Raw genomic sequence first — 25,537 nt, 5'->3', positions numbered from 1 at the left:
AATCTTCATATCGATCAGATTAAGCCAGCTGTCTGTGACACCGGCGTGATCTTGAAAAAAAGCTTTAATGTTGTCAGCGCCTTTACCTGAAAACTCACTGTCATCCAAGTCAGCCATTCCCTGAAAAGCTTTCCTGAGATTGATAAATTGTTCTCTAATCTGATCGTATTCTTTTGCTCGTTTCTCCGCTGCTGAAATGAACGAGGATGCTTCAAATACCTTCATTTACGTCTCCTTTCCGCTTCTTTCTGTCTAAATTTTACCATAGGATATAAGATTAGATGAATCTCTTGCATTTGTCGAACTGCTTTATTTAAGATCATAAAATTTCAAACAAAACCTTACACGAAGGAATCTGGGATCGGCAAAACAAAGCCAAATATAACATATGTTGAAAAATCTCTTGCATTTCCACACCCGCCATGCTATATTGATATAGCGATGAGCTGAATTGTGTAAGCCGATGCACATGCCCTTGCGGCACACACGAATGTGGCGTGTGGTGTATCGCCTCAATACGCAAAAGACGTTTGCTTCTGCAAACGTCTTTTTTTATTATCCGATTTTCGTTCCGTTCGGTACTGTCTGCTCTGGCGTAAGCAGGACAACATCTCCTTTTTCCGGGATGCCGCCGAGAACGAGAACTTCTGACTTAAATCCGGCGATCCGCCGCGGCGGAAAGTTGACAATAGCGGTAACCTGTCTGCCCGTCAGATCACCCGGTTCGTACCGTTTTGTAATCTGGGCGCTTGATTGTTTCATGCCGATCTCTTCGCCGAAATCTATTGTCATCTTAATGGCCGGCACCTTTGCTTCCGGGAATACTTCCGCTTTTACGACCGTTCCTATTCTAAGATCAAGCTTGATAAAATCTTCGATGACTGCCATATCAAAAACTCCTTTTTTACAATCATGATACCAAAAAAAGAAGCAGTTTATTTAACCGATTTTCAGGATTATTTATCAGATTGAAAGGTGTTTCGGAAGACGCGCGGCGTTATTCCCTTATGTCTGACAAACCATCTGGTAAAGGAAGACAAATTTTGAAAGCCGACCTCCTGACTGATGTCTGTCAGCCGGCATTTTGTTTCAATAAGCATTTGTTCCGCTTTCTTCATACGGAGCTCAGCAATATAAGCTTGCGGGCTTTTTCCCGTCTGCTTTTTAAACCAGTCGGAATAATACGCCGGGTGGTAATGTTCCATTGCGGCGAGCTCTTTAATTGTAAAAGTCTTTGAGAGATTTCGGCGGATATACGCAATTGAATCATTCGTACGGTTTTCTTGTATCTTTTCAGCAATATATTCTGCAAGCAGACTCAATGAATGAGCCGACTGCTGCTTTGTCTCTTCTGTCAGCAGAAACCGAATCGATGTCCAAAAAGGATCAAGCTTATTCAGAACGCCGGGGTCAAAGGAACCTTTGAAAAAAAATGCCGGTATGTCGAGAACAAGACATTCATTTCGCTCCAAAGAACGGAACCGATGTTCATGCCCGGGCGGAATATACAGCATTTGATCAGGTTTTAATCTGATTTCACGTCTTTCTGTCTCCAGGTCCAGCTGTCCTTCGAGCGGAAAGAGCATTTGGCAGTATGTGTGTGCATGAGAATCAAAAATATGTGAATAGGTGCGCCGCTCACAAATGATATGTTGTAATGAATCCATTTGTCCCTCCTTTTTATTTAGTTTACATAATAATATTATTGTTCCCTCTCCTGCAAACCTCTTAGGAACGCAACAACTGCAAACTTCCGGCTTTCCTTAATTGATTCGGTTAATTCAAATGCACTCTGTTTTCTCAACACGGCAAATCCGTGAAGAAGGCTCCTCAGTCCTCTCGCAGCATGAATCGCAGTGTCAGACTGTGCATAACCGTTCGCTGTCAGCTGCCTGACAACAAGCTCTACAAGCAGGCTTGACAGATTCTCAATCCGGCCGTCTTTTATCTTTTGAAATGTTGCGTCATATAATCCGGGATTGGCTTCGGCGAAATTGATATAGGCATCGGCAAGAGCAAGCAAAGCCGTTTCACCCGTCAGTCCTTCTGCAGAGGCCGCCATTCTTTCATATAACATAGTTAAACCGGAGACAGCCAGCTCTGTTTTAATTCCTTGAAGGCCATTGACAAAATTGTAAAGGGAAGGCGGTTTTACGTTTAAGGACTTTGCAACAGCCGCAAGCGTCACTTCGTTCAGCCCTTTTTCGTCAGCGATGCCTGCTGCGGCTCTCAATATCATGTCAAGGCTCATTCCGACTCTCGGTGACATTATGATCGGCCTCCCGGCAGGCTTCGTTCGGCTTCCTCAGCAGCCTCAGCCATCATTTCAACGGGATTGCAGAGAACATTTCCATGTCCGGCGGCCAGACTGCTTGGTTGATGAGCGATAAGCGTTCTTGCTGTTTTTACAGCTTCTTCTTTATTCCACGTAGCAAAAGCCGGAAACGGAAATTTCCATTTCAGCTTCCCAGAAACAGCAAGGCCTCCCCGTACTTGAAAGGCATCTCCGACGATCAGCATATCATTTCTCATATCTTTAAAAGCGAGGCTTCCCGGCGTATGACCGGGAGCGGGAATGACAAGTAAAGATCCGATCCGCTCGCCGCCTTTCAGCAGGCGATCAGGTTCGGTCTGAACATTTTTCGGCACTCCCCCCTTTATCGGCGTTTGTGCTTCATGCTCAAATAAAGAAGTGTCACCTTTCAGCAAGAAAGAATCCCGCTCAGAAATACAGACGGAAGCATCCGGAAATTCCGCAGCTAATGAGTCAAGCGAACCGATGTGATCCCCGTGCGCGTGGGTGAGTAATATGTCATTCAGCGGCTTCCCAAGCTGCCGCAATGCTTGTTTAATTCCTTTATGACTGTTAGGCAGTCCGGCGTCAATCAGGGTTACTCCTTCTTCTTCTTCAACCAAATAACAATTCACCGGGAAAAGCGCTGGAAAAAAAGTCAACTGCCAAACGGTTCCGTATTGTAAGATTCTCATCAACATCCCCCTAAAACTAATATCATTAGTTTCATTATAACTAATACCGTTAGTTTATCAAGAGTTTTCTGACTAAATCCTGAAAAAGGCGCGGGCGCTTCTCTTATGCAAAAAAAAGAAACGCGCATACTGTGATAAAAGATGCTTTCAGCCTGCGAATAAATCACACTACTAAAACCAGCCGGATAAGCATACACTACTCAACGGAGGGGGAGTTCCACACCATGCATATCACACTTCAAAGCATCTGCCCTGTCTTAATGATTGCCTTTTTCCTGTATAAAAAGGTGAAACGGTCTGTCGGCTTTCAGCCTTTGAAACCCCGCTGGCTTTATACCAGAATGATTTTGTTTTCATTGCTGGCCGCAGCTCTGGCGTTTTTCAGCATCACACACCCGGCTTTATACGGCCATCTTATATTCGGCACTTTTTGCGGCTGGCTTCTGGTCCTGTTTGCCAAACGGAACATTTCTTTTGAAGAACGCCGCGGAAAAATGTATTTTCGCACTCACCTATGGATTGAACTTATTCTATTAACGTTATTCCTATCGAGATTTGTTTATCGCGTTATTGAAATTTACCGGGTCACAGCGGACTTTACCCATCCGGAGGCATACAGCCAAACGGTCGGGGCCGATCCGCTGACCATCAGTATCTTTTATTTCATCGCAGTGTATTACAGCGGCTTCTCTTTTTATGTTTTAAAAACGAGCAGAGACCAAACCAATAACAGTCAGTACGGCTGACATCCCTGTCTAAAAAGCAGGGATGTTTTTTAATCGTGCCGCGTATGGTGAATCATTTGCTGAAGCACATCTAACACATGTTCATCCTCAGGAGAATAATAGATGGATGTTCCTTCTCTGCGTGATTTGACGAGGCGCAGATTTTTAAGAAAACGCAGCTGATGAGAAACGGTAGACTGCAGCAAATTCAGCTTTTCTGCGATATCATTTACCGCGTGCTCACCCTGTGACAGCAAATGGAGAATTCTGATTCTGGTCGGATCAGACAGCGCCTTAAAAGTCTGGGCAACCAAAAATAAAGTTTCCTCATCTAAATCGACAGCGGGGTCATTCGTGTTTCCGGATTCGTGAAATTCAGTCATATACCTCACCCTTCTTTTCTCAAGTAGCCCAATTATACCAAATGTCAATTGATGCAGATACATCCTGCGCCTGACAAAAGAACCGTTATTTTAAATTTATGTTTCAAATACGGGTTTCCGCTTGGTTTCGCGCATTCATCTGTGTCATAATGAAAAAGTCATAATGCTCCTGAAATTGAGGGTGAAACACAGTGGAGAAAAAGAAAAAAGGCTGTTTCGCTGCCGCGGGTCTTATGATGATATGTGTTTTTGTCATGGTTTCCTTCTTCCTCATTCTGTTATTTTCAAATAATGAATTGCTCAAAAGTCTTCCGTTTGATGTCAAACCGATCGTACTTGAACGGCTGACAGATTACAAACCGCTTGTTGAAGACGAGCTGGATGAAAAAGGACTCACCAAATATACATCCCTTGTACTCGGCATGATATATCAGGAGTCAAAAGGAAGAGGAAATGATCCCATGCAGTCTTCAGAATCTCTGGGTTTAAAGCGAAATGAGATTAAAAACCCTCAAACCAGTATCAAACAGGGAATCAAACAATTCACTCTCATGTACCAAACAGGCAAGAAAAAAGGCGTAGACTTGGATACGATTATACAAAGCTACAACATGGGAGCCGGCTATATTGATTTTGTGGCTGAACATGGAGGATCGCATACTGAGGAACTGGCAAAACAATACTCCGAGCAGCAGGTCAAAAAGAATCCGAAACTTTACACTTGCGGAGGGAACAAAGACAATTTCCGTTATCCCTACTGCTATGGTGATTACACGTACGCAGAAAAAGTAAAAGCAAAAACAAAAACCGTTGAACAATCCTTAAATGTAACAACACTTGAAACGCTTGAAGAGTAAAAGGCGCCCTGATGAGGCGCCTTTTTCAATCAATAGAAAAAAGCCGCGCAGAGCACGGCTTTTTTTAATAATACGGTGAGATCATTAAGTATACAATGACACCCGTCAGACTGACATACAGCCAGAGCGGCATCGTCCATCTGGCGATTTTTTTGTGGCGCTCCACCTGCATACTGAATCCTCTGATCAGCGTAAACAGCGCAAGCGGCACGATGATGAAGGAAAGGCAAATATGCGTAATTAAAATAAAGAAGTAAATCCCGCGCATGATGCCGTGGCCGCCGAATAAAGTATTCTCAGCTATCGAGTGGTACACGACATAGCAGATCAAAAACAGCAAAGTCGTCGTAAACGCCGCTAAAATAAAACGTTTATGCGCTTGAATGTTTTTTTGCTTAATCATAAAGAGCGCTGCCAGCAAAAAGATAAAAGTAAAGCTGTTAAAAATGGCATTTAACATCGGCAGAATATGAATATTGGCAATGCTGACCTGTCCCGATTTCGGCATAAAAAACAGCACCGCAATTAACCCGTTGATCAGAACGGTCAATGTCAGCACGATACCGGTATAACTTTTAGGTTTGTTTTCTGTCTGATTCATCTTATGACCTCTCTCAATTTTACTGACTATCCAAATGGTATGAGAATTCAGCTTTGATGTCAACGGTTTCGTCCGCTTCGTCAGAAATTAGACAAACTTAAGTCCTAAAAAGACCGGGTGTTTGAGACCCGGCCTTTCGTCATATTATGCTTCCTTCAACAGTTCTTCTATCACCTTATGTTCGTTTTCATTCAACAGATTTTTTGGAATGATCCGATCTATCGGTTTATTCATGTGCTGATCGAGAATATCGGCTGTTTCTTTGTCCCCTGCGATTACGAGACGCTCCCATTGGTGTGAAGCGGCCTTCTGATCAAGGTTCGAAGCCAATCGTTTATACAGCCTGTTTTGGTTTTCTTCGACGTGGGCTTTGGCGGCGTCCTCGTCCATCGATACGGAACTTCCGCTTACATCCTGCGGTTTCCACGATTCATTGATGACGTCGTATTGATAATGCTCCACCCCTTCAATTTTTCCGAGTACGGTTTCTATAATCTTCACTTCATTCTGCTGGGTGAGAATAAAAGCCGTGCTCGGAAATTGTTCACGGAGAAGTTCTAATTGATCAAGGACAGCCGTTTCTTCCCAATAAAATCGTGTTTCGACAGGCACCTGCAATTCAATCGTCTCCCAAATACCGCCTTCTCCCGATGCAAAAAATACGAGACTTCGCGGCATCTCTTTACCAAGCCCATCGATATATTGATAGACACGTTCCATGATGCGGACGAGAGATTTTTCTTCTTCCGGATCACTGGCAGACAGATACTCTTTTAATCTCCGAAAACCGGTTTTCAAGGCGATTTTCCACTCTCCCCCCTGCTGATCCGGATTTCTCATATCCGTATTTACATATAAGGAAAGCATTTTATCAGGAGATTCCGTCATTACGTACTTCAATTTGCCGATGAGTGAGTCAATTGCCATTATAGATTCCTCCTTTTTCCGCTGCTCACTGTTCCTTTCCCTATCCGCACCGCCTTAAAAACGTCAATCCACATATAAACGGCAGACTTTTCTAAAAAAGTTTTTACAAAACCCATTTACAAACCAAGACATCATTTACTACAATGGATACTTGTGTTTAACTAAGACTTTTACGCTGTGAAAGGAGTATGATTTTGTTTACTGCAGAAGAAAGAGATCAGAAAGAGCTGGAAAAAGAGCTTCATAAACTTGAATTTCAGATTTTCAGAATGCGGGAAAATCTGATAGATGTATCAAAAGACGCGCGAGTGCTTGGTATTGATCAATCGAACAATGACGATTGGATCATTGTTTCCTCGATTGATGATGGCCAAACATGTAAGATTATGCTGACTGATTGTGAATCAGCCTACCGGGGAAGAGGCTGTTTTTCACTGATCGCCTCTTATTATGACAATGCCATTCATATCGGAGACATTAAAGGCCCGCCGAACCACGGCTACGGCTCGATCTGCATGAAATTTTTAAAACATATCGCCAGAGAGCAGAATATCCCGAAAGTGACGGGCGACATCGCTAAGCGTGATTGGGATCATGTCGACAGACTCGTTCATTTTTATGAAAAGCATCACTTTGATGTCTGGATTGACAATGATACGCAATCAGGCGGCATTAAATGGGTCGACTTGTAAAAAAATAATAGAGAAACCCTCTTTTATATGGTGTAATAGATTAAACCATATAAGGAGGGTTTTTTTTGTATCCGGAAAAATTGAAAAAAGGTGACGGCATTCGTATTGTGTCTCCGGCCACAAGCATGTCCGTTATGTCAGATGAAAATATAAATGCCGCAAAGTCAAAATTGGAGGAGCTCGGCTTTCGTGTCTCTTTTTCAGAGCATGCGAAAGAAATAAATGAATTTGATTCATCATCCATTGAATCGCGTGTACAGGATCTGCACGAAGCTTTCGCTGATCCTGACATCAAAGCGATTTTGACGACACTCGGCGGGTTCCAATCAAATCAGCTGCTTCGCTATCTTGATTATGAAAACATCAAGCGGCATCCGAAAATCCTTTGCGGCTATTCAGATATTACCGCTCTCGGTCATGCCATATATCAAAAAACCGGCCTTATTACATATTCCGGTCCCCATTTTTCTTCATTTGCCATGAAAAAAGGGCTGGACTATACGATTAACTCTTTCTTGGCCTGCTGTGCTTCTGACAACCCGTATGAGATAAAGCCTTCATCCGAGTGGAGTGATGATAAATGGTATTTGAACCAGGAGGACAGACGTTTTTATCGGAATCCGGGACCGCTCGTTATTCAACCCGGATATGCGGAAGGAACACTGATCGGAGGAAATCTATGCACGCTGAATCTTCTGCAGGGCACCGAATACTTTCCGGAGATGGAACAAGTGATTCTGTTTATAGAAGATGATCATATGTCGGACATTCATATGTTTGACCGGGATTTGCAGTCACTCATCCACCTTCCCGCTTTTTCAGCTGTGAAGGGAATTGTCATCGGACGTTTCCAGCATGCTTCAAATGTGTCTGAGGAGGCTCTGCGTGCCGTCATCCGTACAAAAGAAGAACTGTCATCCATGCCTGTTATCGCAAATGCTGATTTCGGCCATACCTCCCCTTTGATGACATTCCCGATCGGAGGAACATGCAGAATAGAAGCCGGCTCAGAAGGCGTAAGGATATGGATCGATCGGCATTAATACATAAAGACGGGAAAACCGCCCCGTCTTTTTATTTTGATGCCTTATGCCGCGGCGTGCGCGGAGCGATCATAATTCGTCCGCCAGCCGCTGCCGTCACCCATACGGAAGCTCCTTCATAAAAACGGCTGATCTCTTCATTATATACGGCATGTGTCAGTTCACGTTTATCATGCGTTCCGTCTTGGTTTTTTACGTTTAAAATAAGCACAAGCTCGTGCCTGCCATTCTTCATCACACCAGTACGTCTCACCTTTTCAATAATGGCTGGCCTTCCTCTCCCTCTGTCAAGCGCCTGAAACAGCCTGACAGCCGGCATAGACAGTCCGATAACGATCACAATGGCCAAAGCGGTACAGATACATGCTTGAAACACCGGTGATTCTGTGAAGGCATTCCATAAACATATAAATTCCGGCTCCATCAGATTCATACACCCCTTCAGATTCCGTTTTCACATCCATTCCTTCTATATAATATATTAGAGAAACGCTTTTTCTTTTTCCGCATATAACGATTATATACAGTCAAAAAAGGGAAGAAAAAAAGAACACAAAGCATTTCGCCTTGTGTTCTTCATCTCTATATGAAACTAGTCTAATACTTTAACATTTACTGTTCTGACGCCCCAGTTGTTAGCGTCACTTTTCTTTGCAACAAATACGTCAATTTTATTTCCTTTAATTGCGCCGCCTGTATCTGCTGCTGTTGCCACTCCGTAACCTTCAACATAAACCTTAGAGCCAAGCGGAATGACACTAGGGTCTACCGCGATGACTTTTGCATCAGGGTTTTTGTTTAAGTCAACACCGGTTGCCGTTACACCGGAAATGCCGCCGTCGTTAGCAGAGTAAGCAGTTGCAGTCATTGTCAGCTGCTTTTTAGGCTCTTGTTGGTTTGTATTTGATTGAACAGGCTGCTGTTTTGCTTCGACAGCCTTCGCTTCTTGTTTAGGTTGTTGTTCTTGAACAGGTTCTTGTTTAGGCTGCTCGTTTTTAACAGCTTCTTGTTTCGGCTGTTCTGTCTCGGCAGCTGGTTTTTGTTCAGTTTGCGGCTGGCTGGCTTCTTGAGCCGGCTGTGCAGCCTGAGCCTGACCTTTCACATTTAACGTTGTGCCTGCGTAAATTATATCTGATTGCAAGTTATTCAAGCTTTTCAGATTGCCGACTGATGTTCCGAATTTCTGAGCAATTTTCCAGAGGCTGTCGCCCTGCTTCACTGTGTACTGCCCAGATGTGGTTGTTTCTACTGAAGAAATAGTCAGTTTCTCTCCTTCAATGATTAAATCAGAAGATAACTGATTCCATTCTTTTAAGTCCTTTAGGTTCACTCCGTTTTTTTGCGAGATCCCCCAGAGCGTGTCACCCTTTTGCACCGTGATTTCTTTAGCAGAAGCGTGAGCTCCGAATGCAGTTGTTGAAATTGCTGCAACTGCGACAAAGGACATAATCGTCTTCTTCATAAGTAAATCCTCCCTTGTTAGCTTTTTATTGGCGGCTAACAGGTGATATCGTAACATATGAAAATGTCAGTTCAATAACAAAACGATTTGAATTAGATTACAGTTCCTTTACATGAAACATTTCTCTCGCTTGGTAAGTCTTGCTGAAACCTTGATACAGCAAGGGTTTTCAAGCTTCTGATTTTTCCGGCGCCAATGAAAAACACAATGTGCAAATTTCTAAAAAAAACTTTTTTTCACTCTGTTTCTCTTACATAATTTCGGATTTCTTCTAAAAAAACCGCTCCGTATTTCAATCTTTTTTGTTCCCCGACCCCTTTTACGGAAAGAAGATCCTGATCTGTTTTCGGAAGTTTCGCCGACATTTCTTTTAACGTCTGATCCGAGAACACGACAAATGGAGGCACACCCTGTTCAGCTGCAATCTCTTTGCGGAGACGCCGGAGAAGCTCAAATAATTCATCATTTTCGGTAACGGCGGCGGCCTGTAAGGCTTCTTTTCTCGAGACTGCGCTTTTTCCAAGCAGAACGTCCCTGCCTTTTTGGGTGACCATAAGCGTCGGAAATGTGCCGTCCGCCATTCTGATATATTCATCTGAAATAAGGAATTCGATAAAATCACTGATTTCCGCTGCGGATTGATGCTTCATAATGCCGTAAGTGGACAGGCTGCTGAAGCTGTTTTCCAGCACTTTTTTATTTTTTGAGCCGCTAAGCACCTGCGCCACCATCGTTTTTCCGAAGCGCTCATTCATTCTGATGATGCATGATAATACCATCTGCGCTTCTTTTGTGACGTCATGGGCGGTCCTTGTATCAGTGCAATTGCCGCATGCTTCGCAAGCTTCCGCCTCATTCTCGCCGAAATACTTCAGAATAAACCGCTGCAGGCAATCTTCCGTATGACAGTAATCCACCATCTGTCTCAGTTTTTTGAGATCCTGCTTTTGTTTTTCTTCTCCGGCGGCCGATTGGTCTATTAAAAAACGCTGCACCATAATATCCTGCGGCGAAAATAAGAGCACACACTCGCTGTTAAGACCATCGCGCCCGGCCCGTCCGGCTTCCTGGTAATAGCTCTCCATATCTTTCGGAATCTGCGCGTGCAAAACGAACCTGATGTTGCTCTTATCGATTCCCATTCCGAAAGCGGACGTAGCTACCATCACTTGTATCTGATCGTTAAGAAACCGCTCCTGCTGGTCTTTTCTGTCATCATCCGCCAATCCGCCGTGATAACGGCCGGCATTGATGCCGCTGCGCTTTAATTTCTCATATAAACGGTCGGTTTCTTTTCTTGTCGCTGTATATATAATGCCGGCTTCGTGTTTATTTTTTTCCAGATACCGCTCGATAAACCGGTCTTTGTTTTCGCCCTTTACTACTTTAAACGTTAAATTCTCTCTGGCAAAACCGGTATATACAGTTTGTTCTTTCTTAATATGAAGCTGCTTGCAGATATCATCATGAACCTCAGGCGTAGCCGTCGCCGTTAATGCGATGATGACGGGCGGTTCTTTTAATTCATTAAAAAGGATTTCGATATTCCGGTAACTCGGCCTGAAATCATGTCCCCATTGCGATATACAGTGAGCTTCGTCAATGGCGACAAGAGGAACCGTAATATTCTGCAGGATGTGAATGAATTCAGAAGAAGTCAAACGCTCCGGTGTAATGTAAAAGAGCCGGTAAGCCCCTTGTTTCAAACCGGTCAGGCGCTCATGAATGTCACGGCTTGTCTGGGTGCTGTTAATATAAGCTGCCGCGATACCCGCTTCTTCAAGCGCGTCGACTTGATCTTTCATTAAGGAAATAAGAGGGGAAATAACGATTGTGGTTCCTTCAAACAGCAGTGCGGGAATCTGATAGCAGATTGATTTTCCGCCCCCCGTCGGCATAATGCAGACCGTGTTTTTTCTCTCCTCTGCAACTGATTGTATCGCCTGCTTTTGGCCCGCGCGTAGACTGTCGTAACCAAAATAATGCGCCAGAAGGGATTGGGCTTTATCCAGCATAAGTTGTAAAACCTCACTTTGTCTTTGATTCTTTCATTTTATCATACAGATAAAGTACGCTGCTCAAGGGCAATTCAAAATAAAAAGCCATCTCCGCAAGGGAAATGGCTTTCGCTACGTATGCCGTACGCAAGTAAGAAAGTTTTAAACCACCACTCCTCAAAGTGGGTGTTTGCAGAAGCGTTCCTGTCGTCCTCTGCAATGGAGGCATGACATTCCGGCTTCGATATAAAACTCCCTATTACAGCTTAAAGGTTAAAACTTAATTAACAATACGAACAATGTAGCTTCTCTTATATCCTACACCATCAGTCGTATTTTGGCAAGAGGGTTAATTCTTTTACAGAAAACCTTTTTTCTTTGTGAAAAATGCTTTATTCTACATAAAAATTGTTTTTTCGACAAAATATCAATATATCAATATAAGATCAGATCGAAAGCTGCCGCCAGTTTCTTCTATAATATAAAAAACTCTCACACCCTGTATGGGCGCAAGAGTTAATGGAAATTAGAATTTTGCAGCCAGATCTTTCGCTTCTTGCAGTCCTTTTTCAATGATCGCTTGAGCGTTATCCGGTGCAGCATTATGGCCTTCAACGACAACAGTATGAAGATCTTGGACACCCCAGAAACCGAGAACGGTTTTCATGAAGTTTAATGACATTTCAAGAGATGCCATCGGTCCTTCAGAATATACGCCGCCGCGTGCGTTTAAGAGCGCTACTTTTTTATCTCCCATCAGACCTTTAGGGCCTTCAGGCGTGTATGTGAAAGTAACTCCTGCGCGAGACAGGTAATCAACATAAGTATGAAGCACAGCAGGCACTGTGAAGTTCCAAAGTGGGAATGCAAACACGACTTTGTCAGCTTTGACGAATTGATTTAAGTAAATGTCAGCAGTTGACGCTTGTTTTTTCTCTTCGTCTGTCATTTCAATTCCTTTTGAAGCTTTGAATGTTCCGTTAATCATATCTCTTCCGAGGTAAGGAAGGTTTTCTTTATGAAGATCAAGTTCGATCACTTCATCATTCGGATTGTTTTCTTTATAAGCAGCCAGAAACGCTTCGTATAATTTTACGGATACGCCTTCTTCAGCCGTACGATCACTTGATTTTACAAATAATACTTGAGACATTCTAAATTCCTCCCGGTAATCTTTTAATATTTACTTACAAATAGTATGTTACTTTCTTTTTTATATAAAGTCAATGATTTTATTTCGATTCTGAGATTTTTTATGGAATAAAAAAACAGGTACATATGAATGTACCTGCTGCTATTATTGTGAATCCTGCTCGCGATCCAGGATTTCGTAAGTTTGTGAGCTTTTTTGATCAACGGTTTCTTTATTTGAGAGGTCTTTCACCTGCTCGTGAAATTCCCTTTCATATGACGGAGCGTCTGTTTTCACATCCCCTTCTGTTTCTCGCTGCGCTTCGACGGTCATTCTGGCGTACGGCACAGCTTCAAGTCTTTCATAAGGAATTTCTTTTCCCGTTTTCTCGCAAATCCCGTATGTTCCTTTATCCATTCGTTCAAGCGCGGCGTGCACCTCATCTAAAAGATTCTGATCGACACCGTCCAGCGTCTGATTCGTGACCCTGTCCAAATAAATGCTTCCGTGATCAGCTAAGTGATTATCTACTCCGTTCGACAGTTCTCCTGTGTCTTCGCTCATTGAATGATTTTCTTTTGATTCTCCCTGAAGACTTTCCTTTAAATCGATTAATTTATGATAAAGGCTGTCCTGCTGTTCTTTTGATAATGACATATTCATCATCTCCTTTTTCGTCTGTATTCTTCGCTGCATCTGTTAATACATACCCTCGAAAAAGGAGGCTGAAACAACGGGGTCAATGCTTTCTTCCCCTGATGGTGACATTGGGTGTCTGCTGCTTTGTCTGGCTTTTTTCTTTCGCAGCATCATTTTGCGGGTTGTCCCGACATTCTTCAGCGCAGGCTTGTTTAAGCCTGTGCACCGGTGTATGGTAAGTGGCGCCGATATTCAGCATACCGCTCAGCTCTTCTATACTCAGCTTTTCAAAATCAATATTGTATTCAACCTTGTCCACTTTGACGTGCTCAATATGGACATATGTTTTTTCCCCTTCAACCGTTTGCGGCTCAAAATGACACTTATCCTGAAGCTCATCAAGCTGTTGTTCCACTTTCTTAAGCCGGTCTAATTCTTCTTCACACACTTTTTTGAAAATCTCTTTCATTATTTTTTTCAAAGAAAATCACTTCTTTCCCCGTCACTCTTGGAAAGTTCTATGCGTCCCGCATTGCGAATATATAAACATGATATACAAAAAGGAGGCGAATCATGATGTTTTTTCCATCCGTTATCAACTTTGAGTATATAAAAATGAACGGAATCAGCGGCGGAGCAGCTTTTAACACCGGCTCTTCCGTTATGGTGAGAAACACAGCAGCCAATAAAAGAAATGAAGGGTACGGTGAACAAAACGGTGATTGCACCGTTGTCGTCATCCCTATCATGAGTATCGATGATTCAGATCTGATAGATGGCACAGCAAACAAGGTCAGCCTTCGATAATGATCTGGCTTGCCTCCCCCAGATGTTTAGCAATCGATATATATAAAATCCCGTCTTTGAATACCGCCTGCATTCCCTTCGTTCCCTGAGCGGAATGCGGAAGGTCGAGTTTTTTTTCAAAATCGCCGTATTTTCCGGTCTTCTGTTTAAAATCCTGTTCATTAAAAAAGGATTTTCTCGTGCCTTTTACGACGATATATTCTCCGTAGGACAGCAGCTGAACATCTTGTTTGCGGTAGCCGGGCAGATACAGTAAAAATTGGAGCTCATCATGGGTTTCCACAATATCTATAAGAGGAAAAGCATCCTCATTTCTTCTCATTTGCCCATCTCCCTGTTGAAAGGGAAAATGAGAATGGCCGTTTTGAAATGATTTCAGTTGTTCATCATCAAAAACGTTTTTCCAAAAGTCGCCGCCGGACATGTTTTGCGCCATTTCCATCCATTGCTTCATCTTATCGAAATCCATTTTTATCGCCCCCTGTCTAAGCATACGGTCATAACAGCCGGCATACACCTGTATTAAAGGAGGTTTGCCTGTGGTTCAACCAACTCCATATATCAATATTAATATTTTCATGTTGAAAATTAATTCCTTTGAAAATGCTTCAGCGGTGAATGTCGGACAAAATTTACTGGCGGAATGGCAGAATTCTGATAAAAAGAATCAGGGATACGGACAGAACTTCGGAGATGCAAGCGGCTTCATCGGCACGAACGGCAAAGTGGATGACCGGGATCAAATTGATTCTCCATCTACCTTTGAGTCTGCATGCGATAAAATTCCTGCCGGAAAAGGAGGCCCATTATGATGTTTTCGCCGGTTTTGGTAAATGTAGGGGGCTTTAAAGTAAATGCAGTCGACCGCGGTTCTTCCATTACGATCGGCCCGTATCAGCAAATCGATTATTTTTTATCCAATAAGATCAACTACGGATTCGGTGAAGAAAATGGTGATTTGGCGCCGATTTATATCCCCATCAGTTCTATTGCTGATCCGGATCTCATTGATTCGAACTCCGGAAAAACAAGCATTATATAATAAAAAGGCCATCCGCATGCATTCGGATGGCTTTTATGTGATATTTAACTGCATAAGTATTTTGTTAAGATGGCTTGAACCTCAGTCAAGTCCGTTTCTTTTGCAAATTCCAATTCGAAAGTTTTTCCCCTTGTCATTAATACAAGCCCGGTATCGGGATCAAACATCCCTGCTTCTTGAATGGCGAAGCTTTCAATTGTTTTATATGGAAGAAATACGCGCACTTTCTTTTTGGAGAACATTTTATTATCAAAGAAAATCACTCGTTTATTCGTAAAGCATATTTGGTCAACCCGCAGTTTATAAATCGTTTCGATCCGTTCTCCCTCAACGAGCAAAGCCTCCAGCTTTTTTGTGTCGGTTGATCTGCTGACAGAAAAAATTCCCAATGAAGAACCCCACTTTCTGCTTCTATACTATTGTTTTATTACAATCATAAAAAAATAAGTTCTTTATCCCTATATAAGAATACGACATAGACGGCATTTAAACCATTACGAACAGATTACATTTTTAGAACGTTCATCAAAAAAGCTCTTCGCGAAAGGTGCCGCTGTTATGAAGTAGTACGGTTCAGCGAAAGAAAAGGTTTCAATAAAACGGTGTTTTTTTCGAAAAGTCAGTTTTTTATTTTCGCCATAAAAAACCGCGGCTTCTTCAATGCCGCGGTTTCAACAAAACATCAACGATCCGTATCTTCAATTGTTCCTTCTTTATAGGTATCTGAAATTTGTTCCATCGTCGTGTCGGTGCCTTCTTCAGGTTGCACTTGCTGAAGCTGATCTGATGTTTTATTTTGTTTGTCTTGCTCTGTTTTTTTCATTTTGCAACCACCCTTTATATGTAGTCTTTTTTAGTATGGCTCAGGCAAAATAAATTCATTCAGCTTTAAACTTCTTCAAAATACTCTTTGTAGAAGCCTCCGACTTTGTTTGTATTGTCTACAACAAAAATGAATTCTTCTGTTTCATTTTTGACTTTATACTCTTTACCCGGCGTCAGCACATTTTTGACAATGTATTTTTTCGCATCTGTATGTACGCATTTGACCTTTTTGACGCTTTCTTTTGTCTGCCAATTATTATGAATCATTTATAAAACTCCTTTTCTTAATCGATAAGCTTATTGTAGCCGTTTTTTCTTGTGAATTGCAATAACGGTTATCGATTGATTTTACCGGAGGTGTTATTATAGAATGACTGTATGCGCTTACTTTGCGCGGACATCAAGATGCTCAAAACAGACCATAAAAAAATTTCGGGAGGTTTGTTACGAATGAGTTCTTTAACGATGCAGATCACAAAAAGGCTGGAAACATTTTTACAGGGCACGAAGAAGCTTTATATTGACGGAAAATTTGTTCCGAGCGCTTCAGGATCAACATTTGTCACACCGAATCCGGCAACCGGGGAAACGCTGATGACGCTTTACGAGGCACAGTCAGAAGACATTGACAGTGCAGTGAAAGCGGCACGCAAAGCCTTTGATCACGGCGAATGGCGCACTATGCCGGCCGCTTCCAGAAGCAGGCTGATGTATAAGCTTGCCGATTTAATGGAAGAGCACAAAACGGAACTCGCGCAGCTTGAAACACTTGATAATGGAAAACCGATTAATGAAACGACGAATGGGGATATCCCGCTCGCAATTGAGCATATGCGTTATTATGCCGGGTGGTCTACAAAGATAACCGGACAAACGATTCCGGTCGCCGGCTCATATTTTAATTACACCCGCCATGAGCCTGTCGGCGTCGTGGGGCAGATCATCCCTTGGAACTTCCCGCTCCTTATGGCGATGTGGAAAATGGGCGCCGCCCTTACCACAGGCTGCACAATCGTTTTGAAACCGGCGGAGCAGACACCGCTGACTGCCCTCTATTTAGCGGAATTAATAGATCAGGCGGGCTTCCCTGACGGCGTCATCAATATTGTCCCAGGGTTCGGCGAAACGGCCGGGGAAGCGCTGACCAACCATGACGATGTCGATAAACTCGCTTTTACCGGTTCTACACAAATCGGCAAAAAAATCATGGAAAAAGCCGCAAAAAAAATTAAACGCGTGACACTGGAGCTTGGCGGAAAGTCACCTAACATCATTTTGCCTGACGCCAATTTGAAGAAAGCCATTCCCGGCGCTTTAAACGGGGTCATGTTTAATCAGGGGCAGGTATGCTGTGCAGGCTCCCGTGTCTTCATTCACAAAGACAAATATGATGAGGTCGTCAGCGAAATGGTTTCATATGCGAAATCGCTTCAGCAAGGCGCCGGCCTTCACCAAGATACACAAATCGGCCCGCTCGTCAGTAAGGAACAGCATGAGCGCGTGCTTTCATATATTGAAAAAGGAAAAGCGGAAGGAGCCAAAGCTGTCGCGGGCGGCAGCTGCCCGTTTGAAGAAGGGTATTTTGTCTCCCCGACTGTATTTGCGGATGTGGATGACAGCATGACCATCGCAAAAGAAGAAATTTTCGGCCCGGTTTTAGCCGCCATTCCGTATGATACGGTAGATGAAGTGATTGAGCGGGCGAACCGCTCGGAATACGGCCTTGCAGCCGGACTTTGGACTGAGAATGTCAAAAACGCCCATTACATTGCTGACCGTCTCCAAGCCGGCACCGTTTGGGTCAACTGCTACAATGTTTTCGATGCGGCATCTCCTTTCGGCGGCTATAAGCAATCCGGCCTCGGGCGGGAAATGGGCTCTTACGCTCTGGATAATTATACAGAAGTGAAAAGCGTCTGGATCAATCTGGAAGATTAATCAAACAAGAAACTGCTGCCTGTCAGCAGTTTCTTTCTTTTGTCATGCGGCCTTTTACATATGAATATATATGCTTCTGAAGGAGTTGAGCGAGTGTGAGCACAATTCATGAAAACGTCAGAAGCCGCCAAAAGAAAACCATCTCCCTATTAAGAGAAACGCAAAATGCGGACGGCTCATGGTCATTTTGTTTTGAAGGACCGATTTTGACAAACGCCTTTCTGATCCTCCTCCTCACTTCTCTTGGAGACAATGATAAAGAACTGATCGCTGAGCTTGCAGAAGGCATTCGCGCTAAACAGCGCCCGGACGGAACTTTTGCCAACTATCCTGATGACCGGAAAGGAAATGTGACCGCCACTGTACAGGGCTATGCCGGCTTGCTGGCTTCCGGTTTATATAGCCGTTCTGAGGCGCATATGATTCAGGCCGAACGCTTTATCATCTCAAATGGCGGCTTGCGCAACGTACACTTCATGACAAAGTGGATGCTTGCGGCAAACGGCCTTTATCCATGGCCCGCGCTGCATCTGCCATTATCTTTCTTAGTCATTCCCCCATCCTTCCCGCTGCATTTTTACCAGTTCAGTACATACGCCCGTATTCATTTTGTACCGATGGCCGTGACGCTTAACAAAAGATTTTCGCTGAAAAATCCCAACGTTCCGTCTCTCGCGCATTTAGATCGGCATATGACTAAAAATCCGTTTACATGGCTTCGTTCCGATCAGGATGAGAACAGAGACCTCTCTTCTCTTTTCGCGCACTGGAAGCGGCTTTTGCAGATTCCTGCCGCTTTTCACCAGCTCGGTCTGCGTACGGCCAAAACGTATATGCTTGACCGGATTGAAGAAGACGGCACATTATACAGCTATGCGAGCGCCACTATTTTTATGGTGTACGGCCTGCTCGCTCTCGGTGTATCGCGCCACTCCCCCGTTATCAGAAAAGCGCTTGCCGGCACGAAAGCTCTGCTCACGTCTTGCGGCAATATACCGTACCTGGAAAATTCAACGTCGACCGTTTGGGATACGGCGCTTCTCAGCTATGCGCTTATGAAAAGCGGCATCCCAGATAACGATCAGATGATAACCAGCGCCGCCCGGTTTCTGCGTGAACGGCAGCAGACGAAAGTCGCTGATTGGGCCGTTCACAACCCGCATGCTGAACCGGGAGGATGGGGTTTTTCAAACATTAATACAAATAATCCTGATTGTGATGACACAGCCGCAGTGCTCAAAGCCATTCCGCGAAAACTTTATCCCGCCTCATGGGAACGCGGACTGAGCTGGCTTTTGTCCATGCAAAACAGTGACGGCGGCTTCTCTGCTTTTGAGAAAAATGTCAATCATCCGCTGGTCCGCCTGCTGCCGCTGGAATCGGCTGAGGAAGCTGCCATCGATCCTTCAACAAGCGACTTAACCGGACGGGTGCTGCACTGTTTAGGAGAAGCGGGGCTTTCTTCTGATCACCCTCAGATTGAAAAAGCCGTCCAATGGCTGATCCGCCATCAAGAAGAGGACGGATCGTGGTACGGCAGATGGGGTGTCTGCTATATTTACGGCACATGGGCGGCGCTGACAGGGATGAAGGCTTGCGGCGTGAGCCAAAACCACCCGGCCGTAAAAAAAGCGATCCGCTGGCTGAAGTCCATTCAAAACGAGGACGGAAGCTGGGGGGAATCCTGTAAAAGTGCAGAAGAGAAAACCTATGTTCCGCTTTCTTACGGGACGCTTATACAGACGGCTTGGGCGGCCGAAGCTTTGCTGCAATACGAAAAACCTCATCATCAAGCCGTCACAAAAGGCATATCTTTTCTTATTGAAAACCGGCATTACGAAGGAGCCGCTTTCAGCTATCCGACTGGAATCGGCCTGCCGAAACAGTTTTACATCAGATATCACAGCTACCCGTATGTGTTTTCTTTGCTTGCGCTCAGCACTTTTATGAAAATGAGTGAAAAGGAGGAAGAAAAATGAAACGGCACGCTTATCAAACCGAGATGCTGAATTGGTGTGAAACCTTGAAGGAACAAGTCATTCAACAAGGTCGGTTCGATCGCTTCGCGGCACAAATCGACCGGATTTTTCACACCCTTCAGGATGATGGATTAACGGAGGCGGAATGGTACGAACAGGCATCAGCACTTTACCGGGACATTACTGAACCCGAAGAGCCGGATGAGCGCAGAGCCTATGTGCCGATCGGCAAGCATGTCCTCCCTAAACTGCCTTACAGTTATTCCGCACTGGAACCGTATATTTCAAGAGAGATTATGAAACTCCACCATACCAAACACCATCAGAGCTATGTTGACGGTCTGAATAAAGCAGAACTGGAGCTCAAAAAAGCGAGACAGACGAAACAGTACGACTTAGTGGCACATTGGGAGCGGCAATTGGCGTTTCACGGCGCGGGCCATTATTTGCACAGTATTTTCTGGTTTTCGATGAATCCAAACGGAAAAAGACGGCCGACGGGTGCACTCTTTCAAATGATTGATGTGTCATTCGGAAGCTATTCCGCTTTTAAAGAGCAATTTTCTCAAGCGGCGAAAAAAGTCGAAGGAGTCGGCTGGGCTATCCTAGTCTGGGCGCCGCGCGCCGGGCGGCTGGAGATTTTGGCCGCTGAGAAGCATCAGCTCTACAGCCAGTGGGACGTCATTCCTTTGCTTCCGCTGGATGTGTGGGAACACGCTTATTATTTACAATATAAAAACGACCGCGCGGCTTACGTGGATCAATGGTGGAATGTCGTTGATTGGCGGGAGGCGGAGAAACGGTTCGAGCAAGCGCACCGCGTGATATGGCCGCTTTATTAAAAAAGCCCCCGTCTTGAACGGGGGCGTGCTTCTTTTGGTTTAAAAAATACCAAGCACGTGCAGAAAAACGATAATAATGGCTACAGGAGCCACATAACGGATTAATAGGAGCCAGACTGCAAACCATTTTCGTTTTATACCGGAACCGCTTTTCAGTTCGTCAAACAACATCTGTTTCGGAATTTTCAGCGGTACGAAAACGGCAATTAAAAGCGCGCCCAGCGGCATTAAGACATTGCTGACCAGAAAATCCGCAGCGTCAAAAATACTGCGGTGAAAAATAGAAACATCACTCAAAATTCCGTACGACAGCGCCGAAGGGACCCCGACAATAAATATAGCAAGTCCCCCGATCCATGCATACCGCTTCCGTTTTGCCGAATCGCCTTTTGACAAAACAGCAACTAAAATTTCAAGCATTGAAAAAGCCGATGTCAGCGTCGCAAATAAAAACAGCAGCAAAAAGGCGAGTAAAAACACGATGCCCAACGGCATTTGGTTAAAGACAGTCGGCAGCACGTTAAATAAAAGCTGCGGGCCTTGATCCGGCTTGAGGCCGAATGCAAACACCGCCGGAAAAATCGCCACTCCCGCCATCACAGCAACAAGGACATTTAATACCGTCACCGATACGGCGGATTGAACAATATTTTCTTCTTTTTCTAAATATGCGCTGTATGTAACCATTACGGACACTCCGACGCTTAACGAGAAAAATGATTGTCCCATCGCATATAAAATGGTATTGGCATCCATCGCGCCAAAATCAGGCATGAAGAAGAATTTTAATCCCTTCGCTGCATCATGCAGCGTAACGGAGCGGATCATTAAAAGAATAAACAGAATAAACAGAGCCGGCATCAGCACCTGGCTTACCTTTTCGATGCCGCTGCTCACCCCTTTTGCCACAACTAAAATCGTCAGCACGATAAACAGCAGCTGGCCGAAAACGGCTGCATAAGGGTTTGAAATGGTATCGATAAATAACGTATCAAATCCCGAAGAAAGCGATAAACCGCCTGTAAAGCCTTTTATAATGTAGATTAATATCCATCCCCCCACTACGCTGTAGAAGGATAATAGAATAAAACACGTAATGATTCCGAGATATCCGATCCAGTGCCACTTTTTCCCCGGCGCGAGCGCCTTATAGGATTCAACGGCGTTTTTTTGTGTTTTTCTGCCGATAATAAATTCAGCAAGCAAAAGCGGCAGTCCGATTAAAACAGTAAATAAAATAAAAACAAGCAGAAAAGCGCCGCCTCCGCTGGTTCCCGCTACGTAAGGGAACTTCCATATTGCGCCGAGCCCGATTGCAGAGCCGGCCGTAGCTAAAATAAATCCCAGCTTAGATGACCATTGATTAGCTTCTTTCACTTCAGCACTCCCAATTCATTTCAGTATAAAAATCAATTGTAAGAATATATGTCTGAATAGTCAAGAAGATGTTAGTTTACATAATAATTTTATTGAAAACTTATATTTAATATTGAATTATTCAGAAAATTATTTATAATGGAATACAGAAAAGTCAGTCATATTTTCTGACTGATTGATTGAATGTAAAAGGAGCTGTGTTTATGGAATGGCTGAAAAAAACAAGCGGGTTTGCGGGCCAAACCTTTGGCTTGTGGGTTATCGTCTTTGCCGGTTTAGGATTCGCCTGCCCTGATTTGTTTTCTTGGATCAGTTCTTATATGACGATTTTCCTTGGTATTATTATGTTTGGGATGGGGCTTACTCTTCAAGCAGACGATTTTAAAGAATTAATCAGAAAGCCTTGGCATGTCGTGATCGGAGTCGCTGCCCAGTTTACGATTATGCCGCTTACGGCTTTCTGTTTATCAATCGGGCTCCGCCTCCCCGCAGAAATCGCCGCGGGCGTCATTCTGGTCGGATGCTGTCCGGGCGGTACGGCATCAAACGTCATGACGTTTTTGGCGAAAGGCAATACGGCGCTTTCTGTTGCGGTCACCACGATCTCAACATTGCTTGCTCCTATTGTAACGCCGGCACTTATTATGCTGTTTGCGAAAGAGTGGCTCCCCGTTTCTTTCGGTTCACTGTTTGTTTCCATTATGCAAGCCGTGCTTTTGCCGATCGTCCTCGGGGTGATTGTGAAGCTGTTCTTCAAAAAACAGGTCGGACAAGCCGTGCACGCGCTTCCTCTCGTGTCGGTAATCGGCATCGTAGCGATTGTATCCTCTGTCGTCAGCGTAAATCGTGAGCATCTGCTTCAATCAGGACTGCTGATTGTGTCTGTCGTCATCTTACATAACGGAATCGGATATTTGTTAGGATTCCTGACTGCAAAGCTGTTCAAAATGGATTATGCTTCACAAAAAGCGATTGCGATCGAAGTCGGAATGCAAAACTCCGGACTGGGCGCAGCGCTTGCGACAGCGCATTTCTCCCCTTTGTCAGCCGTGCCGAGCGCAATTTTCAGCATATGGCACAATCTGTCGGGGTCTGTTCTTGCCACCTACTGGTCTAAGAAAAAAGAGAAAAACAGCGCCGAGGTAGAAGAAACGGCAAAGATTCCGTTTTCATAACTGAACAAGGATAGGATAGACTGGCCGCTCCTATCCTTTTTTATTCTGCAAATCACGAAACAGACGCAAAAGCGCTTTTTTCACATCCCCCTGAAATAGACCTCCATGATAACAAATCAATTGGCGGATATCGTAATCGAGCAGCCGCCGCACAGAACGGACCGCATCATCCATATGTAACGTATAGCTAGGATTAGCAAGGTTCAGCTTTCCGTCTTCAATGACGACCGCATCACCTGTGACCATTGTTTTTTCGGCAGGCAGATAAAGACTGATATGGCCGGGTGTATGACCCGGCGTGGCTACAACGCGAATGCCTCCGCACCAAGGCAGCAGCTCGCCGTCAGTAACTGTCCGGTGAACTGGAGCCGATTCGACTGATTGAAGCGAGCGGATGAACTGTTTTGCATAAGGCTTTGCATCCTCTGGCAATGAACAAAACGTTGATTCAGCCTGCTCAAGCCGTAAAGATTTTTTAGAGCCATCAATATACGGCGCTTCACGCTCATGTGCTGTCACGCTGACATCCGGATGCAAACGGTATAATGCAGCGAGTGAGCCGATATGGTCTATGTCGTGATGCGTTACAATAATTTTTGTCAATGAATGAAGCGACATTCCATGCCGGGCGGCAGCATGTTGAAGATGGTTTGTAAAACCGGGATATCCGCAGTCTATTAATATCGTGTCATGTTCGTCTTGCAGAAGAACCGGAGTGATAGAATGCAATTCTTCATTATATTCAAATTCGATCTCAAGCGGATAACAGCTTTGCATATAAATTCTCCCCTTCTCTCAATAAAAAAAGTACACTGCTTGTAAGGGCAGTGTACTTTTTGTCTGTCTCAAATTATCCTTCCAGCAACAGCTGTTCCGGATCTTCAAGCAGGTTTTTAATGGTGACGAGGAATCCGACCGCTTCTTTACCATCTACAATTCTGTGATCATATGATAAAGCGATGTACATCATCGGACGGTTTTCAGAGCGCTCCGCATCAATCGCTACTGGGCGCAGCTGAATTTTGTGCATACCTAAGATCCCAACCTGAGGGCTGTTTAGGATCGGTGTTGACATAAGCGATCCGAATGTACCTCCGTTTGTGATCGTGAAGGAGCCTCCTTGCAGCTCACCTAATGTTAATTTATTGTTTCGCGCTTTTTTCGCAAGTTCGCCGATCTCTCTTTCAATGCCGGCAAACGTCAGGCGGTCAGCGTCACGCACGACTGGGACGACAAGCCCTTCTTCAGCCGCGACAGCGATACCGATGTCATAGAATTTTTTCACGATCAGCTCATCGCCTTGAATTTCAGCGTTAAGGAGCGGGAATTTTTTCAATGCAGCCACGACGGCTTTTGTAAAGAACGACATGAAACCGAGTTTTACATCGTTTTGCTCAAGGAATTGGTCTTTACGGCGTTTTCTTAGATTCATAACGGCCGTCATGTCAACTTCGTTAAATGTAGTCAGCATCGCAGAAGTCTGCTGCACTTCAACCAATCGTTTCGCGATCGTCTGTCTGCGGCGGGACATTTTTTGCACTTCGACAGGTTTGTCAAAGCTTTGCTGTGTTTTTTGAGCCTGCTGTTTCGGCTGTGCCGCAGGTTTTGAAGCCGGTTTTTCATAAGCTTCCACATCTTGCTTGCGCACGCGGCCGAGCGGGTCCCCCGTCGGAATTTGTGATAGATCAATCCCTTTTTCCCTTGCCAGCTTGCGTGCAGCCGGAGACGCTATCGTTCTGGATTTCGCTTCTGATTGTGCTTCCTGGCTGACTTCTTGTGCAGCAGGTTCAGCTTTTGCTTCCTCTTTCGTTTGTTCATTGGCTGGAGCACTTTCTGAAGGGGCGGGTGCAGAACTTTCGCCAGCGCCTTCTGTAATGGTACCGATAATTTCTCCTACTTGGACGGTATCACCCGAATCTTTCAATACCTCTTTTAGAACACCCGATTCTTCTGCTGTCAATTCAACATTTACTTTGTCCGTCTCCAGTTCAAGCAAGTACTCACCCTGTTCTACATAATCACCGGGCTGCTTTAACCATTGGGCTATCGTTCCTTCTGAGATTGATTCTGCTAATTCAGGTACCTTAATTTCCGCCATTTTTACAT

Annotated in this window: 32 protein-coding genes and 1 other RNA gene; 11 read left to right on the top strand and 22 right to left on the bottom strand. The window is 44.4% G+C overall.

The annotated features are described in order from the left end of the window. The 5 genes from AR442_RS08645 to AR442_RS08625 form a co-directional block, all read right to left on the bottom strand. Window positions 1–225: T7SS effector LXG polymorphic toxin (locus AR442_RS08645; RefSeq protein WP_239689778.1), on the bottom strand; the 225-nt coding region annotated here is incomplete at its 3' end. Window positions 226–555: 330 nt separating this feature from the next. Further along, entirely contained in the window at window positions 556–888 is a 333-nt protein-coding gene (gene csaA / locus AR442_RS08640) for a chaperone CsaA (protein ID WP_007611940.1), read from the bottom strand. Window positions 889–956: 68 nt separating this feature from the next. Continuing rightward, on the bottom strand, window positions 957–1,667 hold the full coding sequence (locus AR442_RS08635; RefSeq protein ID WP_014418102.1) for an AraC family transcriptional regulator: 711 nt from the start codon (window positions 1,665–1,667) through the stop codon (window positions 957–959). A 35-nt stretch (window positions 1,668–1,702) separates the two neighbouring features. After that, window positions 1,703–2,269 carry a TetR/AcrR family transcriptional regulator gene (locus tag AR442_RS08630; RefSeq protein ID WP_014418103.1) on the bottom strand — a complete coding sequence of 189 codons (567 nt, stop codon included), beginning with the start codon at window positions 2,267–2,269 and terminating at the stop codon, window positions 1,703–1,705. Next, entirely contained in the window at window positions 2,269–2,988 is a 720-nt protein-coding gene (locus tag AR442_RS08625; RefSeq protein WP_014418104.1) for an MBL fold metallo-hydrolase, read from the bottom strand. Before AR442_RS08625 ends, AR442_RS08630 begins: the two co-directional genes overlap by 1 nt. Window positions 2,989–3,212: 224 nt before the next feature. On the opposite strand from AR442_RS08625, the gene AR442_RS08620 reads away from it, so the two are divergent. Beyond that, complete coding sequence (locus AR442_RS08620) at window positions 3,213–3,734, top strand: CcdC protein domain-containing protein (RefSeq protein WP_007407994.1); 522 nt, start codon at window positions 3,213–3,215, stop codon at window positions 3,732–3,734. 29 nt (window positions 3,735–3,763) lie between these two features. On the opposite strand, the gene czrA is transcribed toward AR442_RS08620, so the two are convergent. Then, the gene (czrA, locus tag AR442_RS08615) at window positions 3,764–4,096 is read right to left on the bottom strand and encodes a Zn(II)-responsive metalloregulatory transcriptional repressor CzrA (protein ID WP_007407993.1); all 333 of its coding nucleotides are present in this window, start codon (window positions 4,094–4,096) and stop codon (window positions 3,764–3,766) included. A gap of 191 nt (window positions 4,097–4,287) precedes the next feature. Between czrA and AR442_RS08610 the strand changes: the two genes are divergently transcribed. Continuing rightward, window positions 4,288–4,953, top strand: coding sequence for a lysozyme family protein (locus tag AR442_RS08610; protein ID WP_017417956.1), 666 nt, complete (start codon window positions 4,288–4,290; stop codon window positions 4,951–4,953). A gap of 64 nt (window positions 4,954–5,017) precedes the next feature. Here AR442_RS08610 and AR442_RS08605 read toward each other — a convergent pair whose 3' ends face one another. Together AR442_RS08605 and AR442_RS08600 are read right to left on the bottom strand one after the other, a co-directional pair. Next, window positions 5,018–5,554, bottom strand: a complete 537-nt coding sequence (locus tag AR442_RS08605; protein WP_007611945.1) for a DUF420 domain-containing protein — start codon at window positions 5,552–5,554, stop codon at window positions 5,018–5,020. 144 nt (window positions 5,555–5,698) lie between these two features. Then, a complete protein-coding gene (locus tag AR442_RS08600) occupies window positions 5,699–6,481 on the bottom strand; it encodes a VLRF1 family aeRF1-type release factor (RefSeq protein ID WP_014418106.1) in 783 nt (260 codons plus the stop codon). 188 nt (window positions 6,482–6,669) lie between these two features. Here AR442_RS08600 and AR442_RS08595 point away from each other — a divergent pair, with 188 nt between their 5' ends. Both AR442_RS08595 and AR442_RS08590 read left to right on the top strand, forming a co-directional pair. Continuing rightward, window positions 6,670–7,173: an N-acetyltransferase gene (locus AR442_RS08595; RefSeq protein WP_014418107.1), complete on the top strand. Its 504-nt coding sequence runs from the start codon at window positions 6,670–6,672 to the stop codon at window positions 7,171–7,173. Between the two features lie 65 nt (window positions 7,174–7,238). Beyond that, on the top strand, window positions 7,239–8,216 hold the full coding sequence (locus AR442_RS08590; protein WP_014418108.1) for a S66 family peptidase: 978 nt from the start codon (window positions 7,239–7,241) through the stop codon (window positions 8,214–8,216). A gap of 31 nt (window positions 8,217–8,247) precedes the next feature. Here the strand turns inward: AR442_RS08590 and AR442_RS08585 are convergent, their stop codons facing one another. The 7 genes from AR442_RS08585 to gerPC all read right to left on the bottom strand — a co-directional run bounded on the left by AR442_RS08585 (window position 8,248) and on the right by gerPC (window position 13,927). After that, window positions 8,248–8,640 carry a hypothetical protein gene (locus AR442_RS08585; RefSeq protein WP_014418109.1) on the bottom strand — a complete coding sequence of 131 codons (393 nt, stop codon included), beginning with the start codon at window positions 8,638–8,640 and terminating at the stop codon, window positions 8,248–8,250. Window positions 8,641–8,808: 168 nt separating this feature from the next. Further along, on the bottom strand, window positions 8,809–9,678 hold the full coding sequence (locus AR442_RS08580; protein ID WP_007407985.1) for a 3D domain-containing protein: 870 nt from the start codon (window positions 9,676–9,678) through the stop codon (window positions 8,809–8,811). A gap of 236 nt (window positions 9,679–9,914) precedes the next feature. Continuing rightward, window positions 9,915–11,693: a DNA helicase RecQ gene (recQ, locus tag AR442_RS08575; RefSeq protein WP_014418110.1), complete on the bottom strand. Its 1,779-nt coding sequence runs from the start codon at window positions 11,691–11,693 to the stop codon at window positions 9,915–9,917. A 107-nt stretch (window positions 11,694–11,800) separates the two neighbouring features. Next, a non-coding RNA gene (gene ssrS / locus AR442_RS08570) (6S RNA) lies at window positions 11,801–11,986 on the bottom strand. A 215-nt stretch (window positions 11,987–12,201) separates the two neighbouring features. Then, window positions 12,202–12,828, bottom strand: coding sequence for an FMN-dependent NADH-azoreductase (locus AR442_RS08565; protein WP_003153791.1), 627 nt, complete (start codon window positions 12,826–12,828; stop codon window positions 12,202–12,204). Window positions 12,829–12,972: 144 nt separating this feature from the next. Beyond that, the gene (locus tag AR442_RS08560; protein WP_017417961.1) at window positions 12,973–13,464 is read right to left on the bottom strand and encodes a TraR/DksA family transcriptional regulator; all 492 of its coding nucleotides are present in this window, start codon (window positions 13,462–13,464) and stop codon (window positions 12,973–12,975) included. An 82-nt stretch (window positions 13,465–13,546) separates the two neighbouring features. Continuing rightward, window positions 13,547–13,927, bottom strand: coding sequence for a spore germination protein GerPC (gene gerPC / locus AR442_RS08555; RefSeq protein ID WP_014418112.1), 381 nt, complete (start codon window positions 13,925–13,927; stop codon window positions 13,547–13,549). Between the two features lie 92 nt (window positions 13,928–14,019). On the opposite strand from gerPC, the gene AR442_RS08550 reads away from it, so the two are divergent. After that, window positions 14,020–14,253 (top strand): hypothetical protein, encoded by a 234-nt coding sequence (locus AR442_RS08550; RefSeq protein ID WP_021493905.1) that lies wholly within the window; start codon window positions 14,020–14,022, stop codon window positions 14,251–14,253. On the opposite strand, the gene AR442_RS08545 is transcribed toward AR442_RS08550, so the two are convergent. Then, window positions 14,240–14,722, bottom strand: coding sequence for an Hsp20/alpha crystallin family protein (locus AR442_RS08545; protein ID WP_021493906.1), 483 nt, complete (start codon window positions 14,720–14,722; stop codon window positions 14,240–14,242). The genes AR442_RS08550 and AR442_RS08545 overlap by 14 nt on opposite strands. A gap of 70 nt (window positions 14,723–14,792) precedes the next feature. Here AR442_RS08545 and AR442_RS08540 point away from each other — a divergent pair, with 70 nt between their 5' ends. Both AR442_RS08540 and AR442_RS08535 read left to right on the top strand, forming a co-directional pair. Further along, window positions 14,793–15,065 (top strand): hypothetical protein, encoded by a 273-nt coding sequence (locus AR442_RS08540; RefSeq protein ID WP_003153786.1) that lies wholly within the window; start codon window positions 14,793–14,795, stop codon window positions 15,063–15,065. Further along, window positions 15,062–15,295, top strand: a complete 234-nt coding sequence (locus AR442_RS08535; protein WP_003153785.1) for a hypothetical protein — start codon at window positions 15,062–15,064, stop codon at window positions 15,293–15,295. Before AR442_RS08540 ends, AR442_RS08535 begins: the two co-directional genes overlap by 4 nt. Window positions 15,296–15,339: 44 nt before the next feature. Here the strand turns inward: AR442_RS08535 and AR442_RS08530 are convergent, their stop codons facing one another. From AR442_RS08530 to AR442_RS08525, 3 genes are all read right to left on the bottom strand, one after another. Beyond that, on the bottom strand, window positions 15,340–15,684 hold the full coding sequence (locus AR442_RS08530) for a PH domain-containing protein (protein ID WP_003153783.1): 345 nt from the start codon (window positions 15,682–15,684) through the stop codon (window positions 15,340–15,342). A gap of 293 nt (window positions 15,685–15,977) precedes the next feature. Further along, window positions 15,978–16,118: a DUF4025 domain-containing protein gene (locus tag AR442_RS20305; protein WP_003153781.1), complete on the bottom strand. Its 141-nt coding sequence runs from the start codon at window positions 16,116–16,118 to the stop codon at window positions 15,978–15,980. A gap of 65 nt (window positions 16,119–16,183) precedes the next feature. Next, window positions 16,184–16,387, bottom strand: a complete 204-nt coding sequence (locus AR442_RS08525; protein WP_029974235.1) for a DUF6501 family protein — start codon at window positions 16,385–16,387, stop codon at window positions 16,184–16,186. Window positions 16,388–16,570: 183 nt separating this feature from the next. Between AR442_RS08525 and AR442_RS08520 the strand changes: the two genes are divergently transcribed. From AR442_RS08520 to AR442_RS08510, 3 genes are all read left to right on the top strand, one after another. Continuing rightward, complete coding sequence (locus tag AR442_RS08520; RefSeq protein WP_014418115.1) at window positions 16,571–18,058, top strand: aldehyde dehydrogenase family protein; 1,488 nt, start codon at window positions 16,571–16,573, stop codon at window positions 18,056–18,058. A 95-nt stretch (window positions 18,059–18,153) separates the two neighbouring features. Continuing rightward, complete coding sequence (locus tag AR442_RS08515) at window positions 18,154–20,037, top strand: terpene cyclase/mutase family protein (protein WP_014418116.1); 1,884 nt, start codon at window positions 18,154–18,156, stop codon at window positions 20,035–20,037. After that, the gene (locus AR442_RS08510; protein ID WP_007611962.1) at window positions 20,034–20,879 is read left to right on the top strand and encodes a superoxide dismutase; all 846 of its coding nucleotides are present in this window, start codon (window positions 20,034–20,036) and stop codon (window positions 20,877–20,879) included. The genes AR442_RS08515 and AR442_RS08510 overlap by 4 nt, the downstream gene beginning before the upstream one ends. 39 nt (window positions 20,880–20,918) lie before the next feature. Here AR442_RS08510 and AR442_RS08505 read toward each other — a convergent pair whose 3' ends face one another. Continuing rightward, window positions 20,919–22,256, bottom strand: coding sequence for a sodium-dependent transporter (locus tag AR442_RS08505; RefSeq protein ID WP_007407975.1), 1,338 nt, complete (start codon window positions 22,254–22,256; stop codon window positions 20,919–20,921). A gap of 203 nt (window positions 22,257–22,459) precedes the next feature. On the opposite strand from AR442_RS08505, the gene AR442_RS08500 reads away from it, so the two are divergent. Further along, complete coding sequence (locus AR442_RS08500; protein ID WP_014418117.1) at window positions 22,460–23,431, top strand: bile acid:sodium symporter family transporter; 972 nt, start codon at window positions 22,460–22,462, stop codon at window positions 23,429–23,431. A gap of 30 nt (window positions 23,432–23,461) precedes the next feature. Here the strand turns inward: AR442_RS08500 and AR442_RS08495 are convergent, their stop codons facing one another. Continuing rightward, window positions 23,462–24,208, bottom strand: coding sequence for an MBL fold metallo-hydrolase (locus AR442_RS08495; protein WP_053284880.1), 747 nt, complete (start codon window positions 24,206–24,208; stop codon window positions 23,462–23,464). 73 nt (window positions 24,209–24,281) lie between these two features. Then, entirely contained in the window at window positions 24,282–25,529 is a 1,248-nt protein-coding gene (gene odhB, locus AR442_RS08490) for a 2-oxoglutarate dehydrogenase complex dihydrolipoyllysine-residue succinyltransferase (RefSeq protein WP_014418119.1), read from the bottom strand. Window positions 25,530–25,537: the final 8 nt, after the last annotated feature.

It is taken from the genome of Bacillus velezensis, from assembly GCF_001461825.1.
GTDB lineage: Bacteria > Bacillota > Bacilli > Bacillales > Bacillaceae > Bacillus > Bacillus velezensis.
Note: the sequence above shows the minus strand (reverse complement) of the source record. Positions and strands in the feature narration are given on the sequence as shown.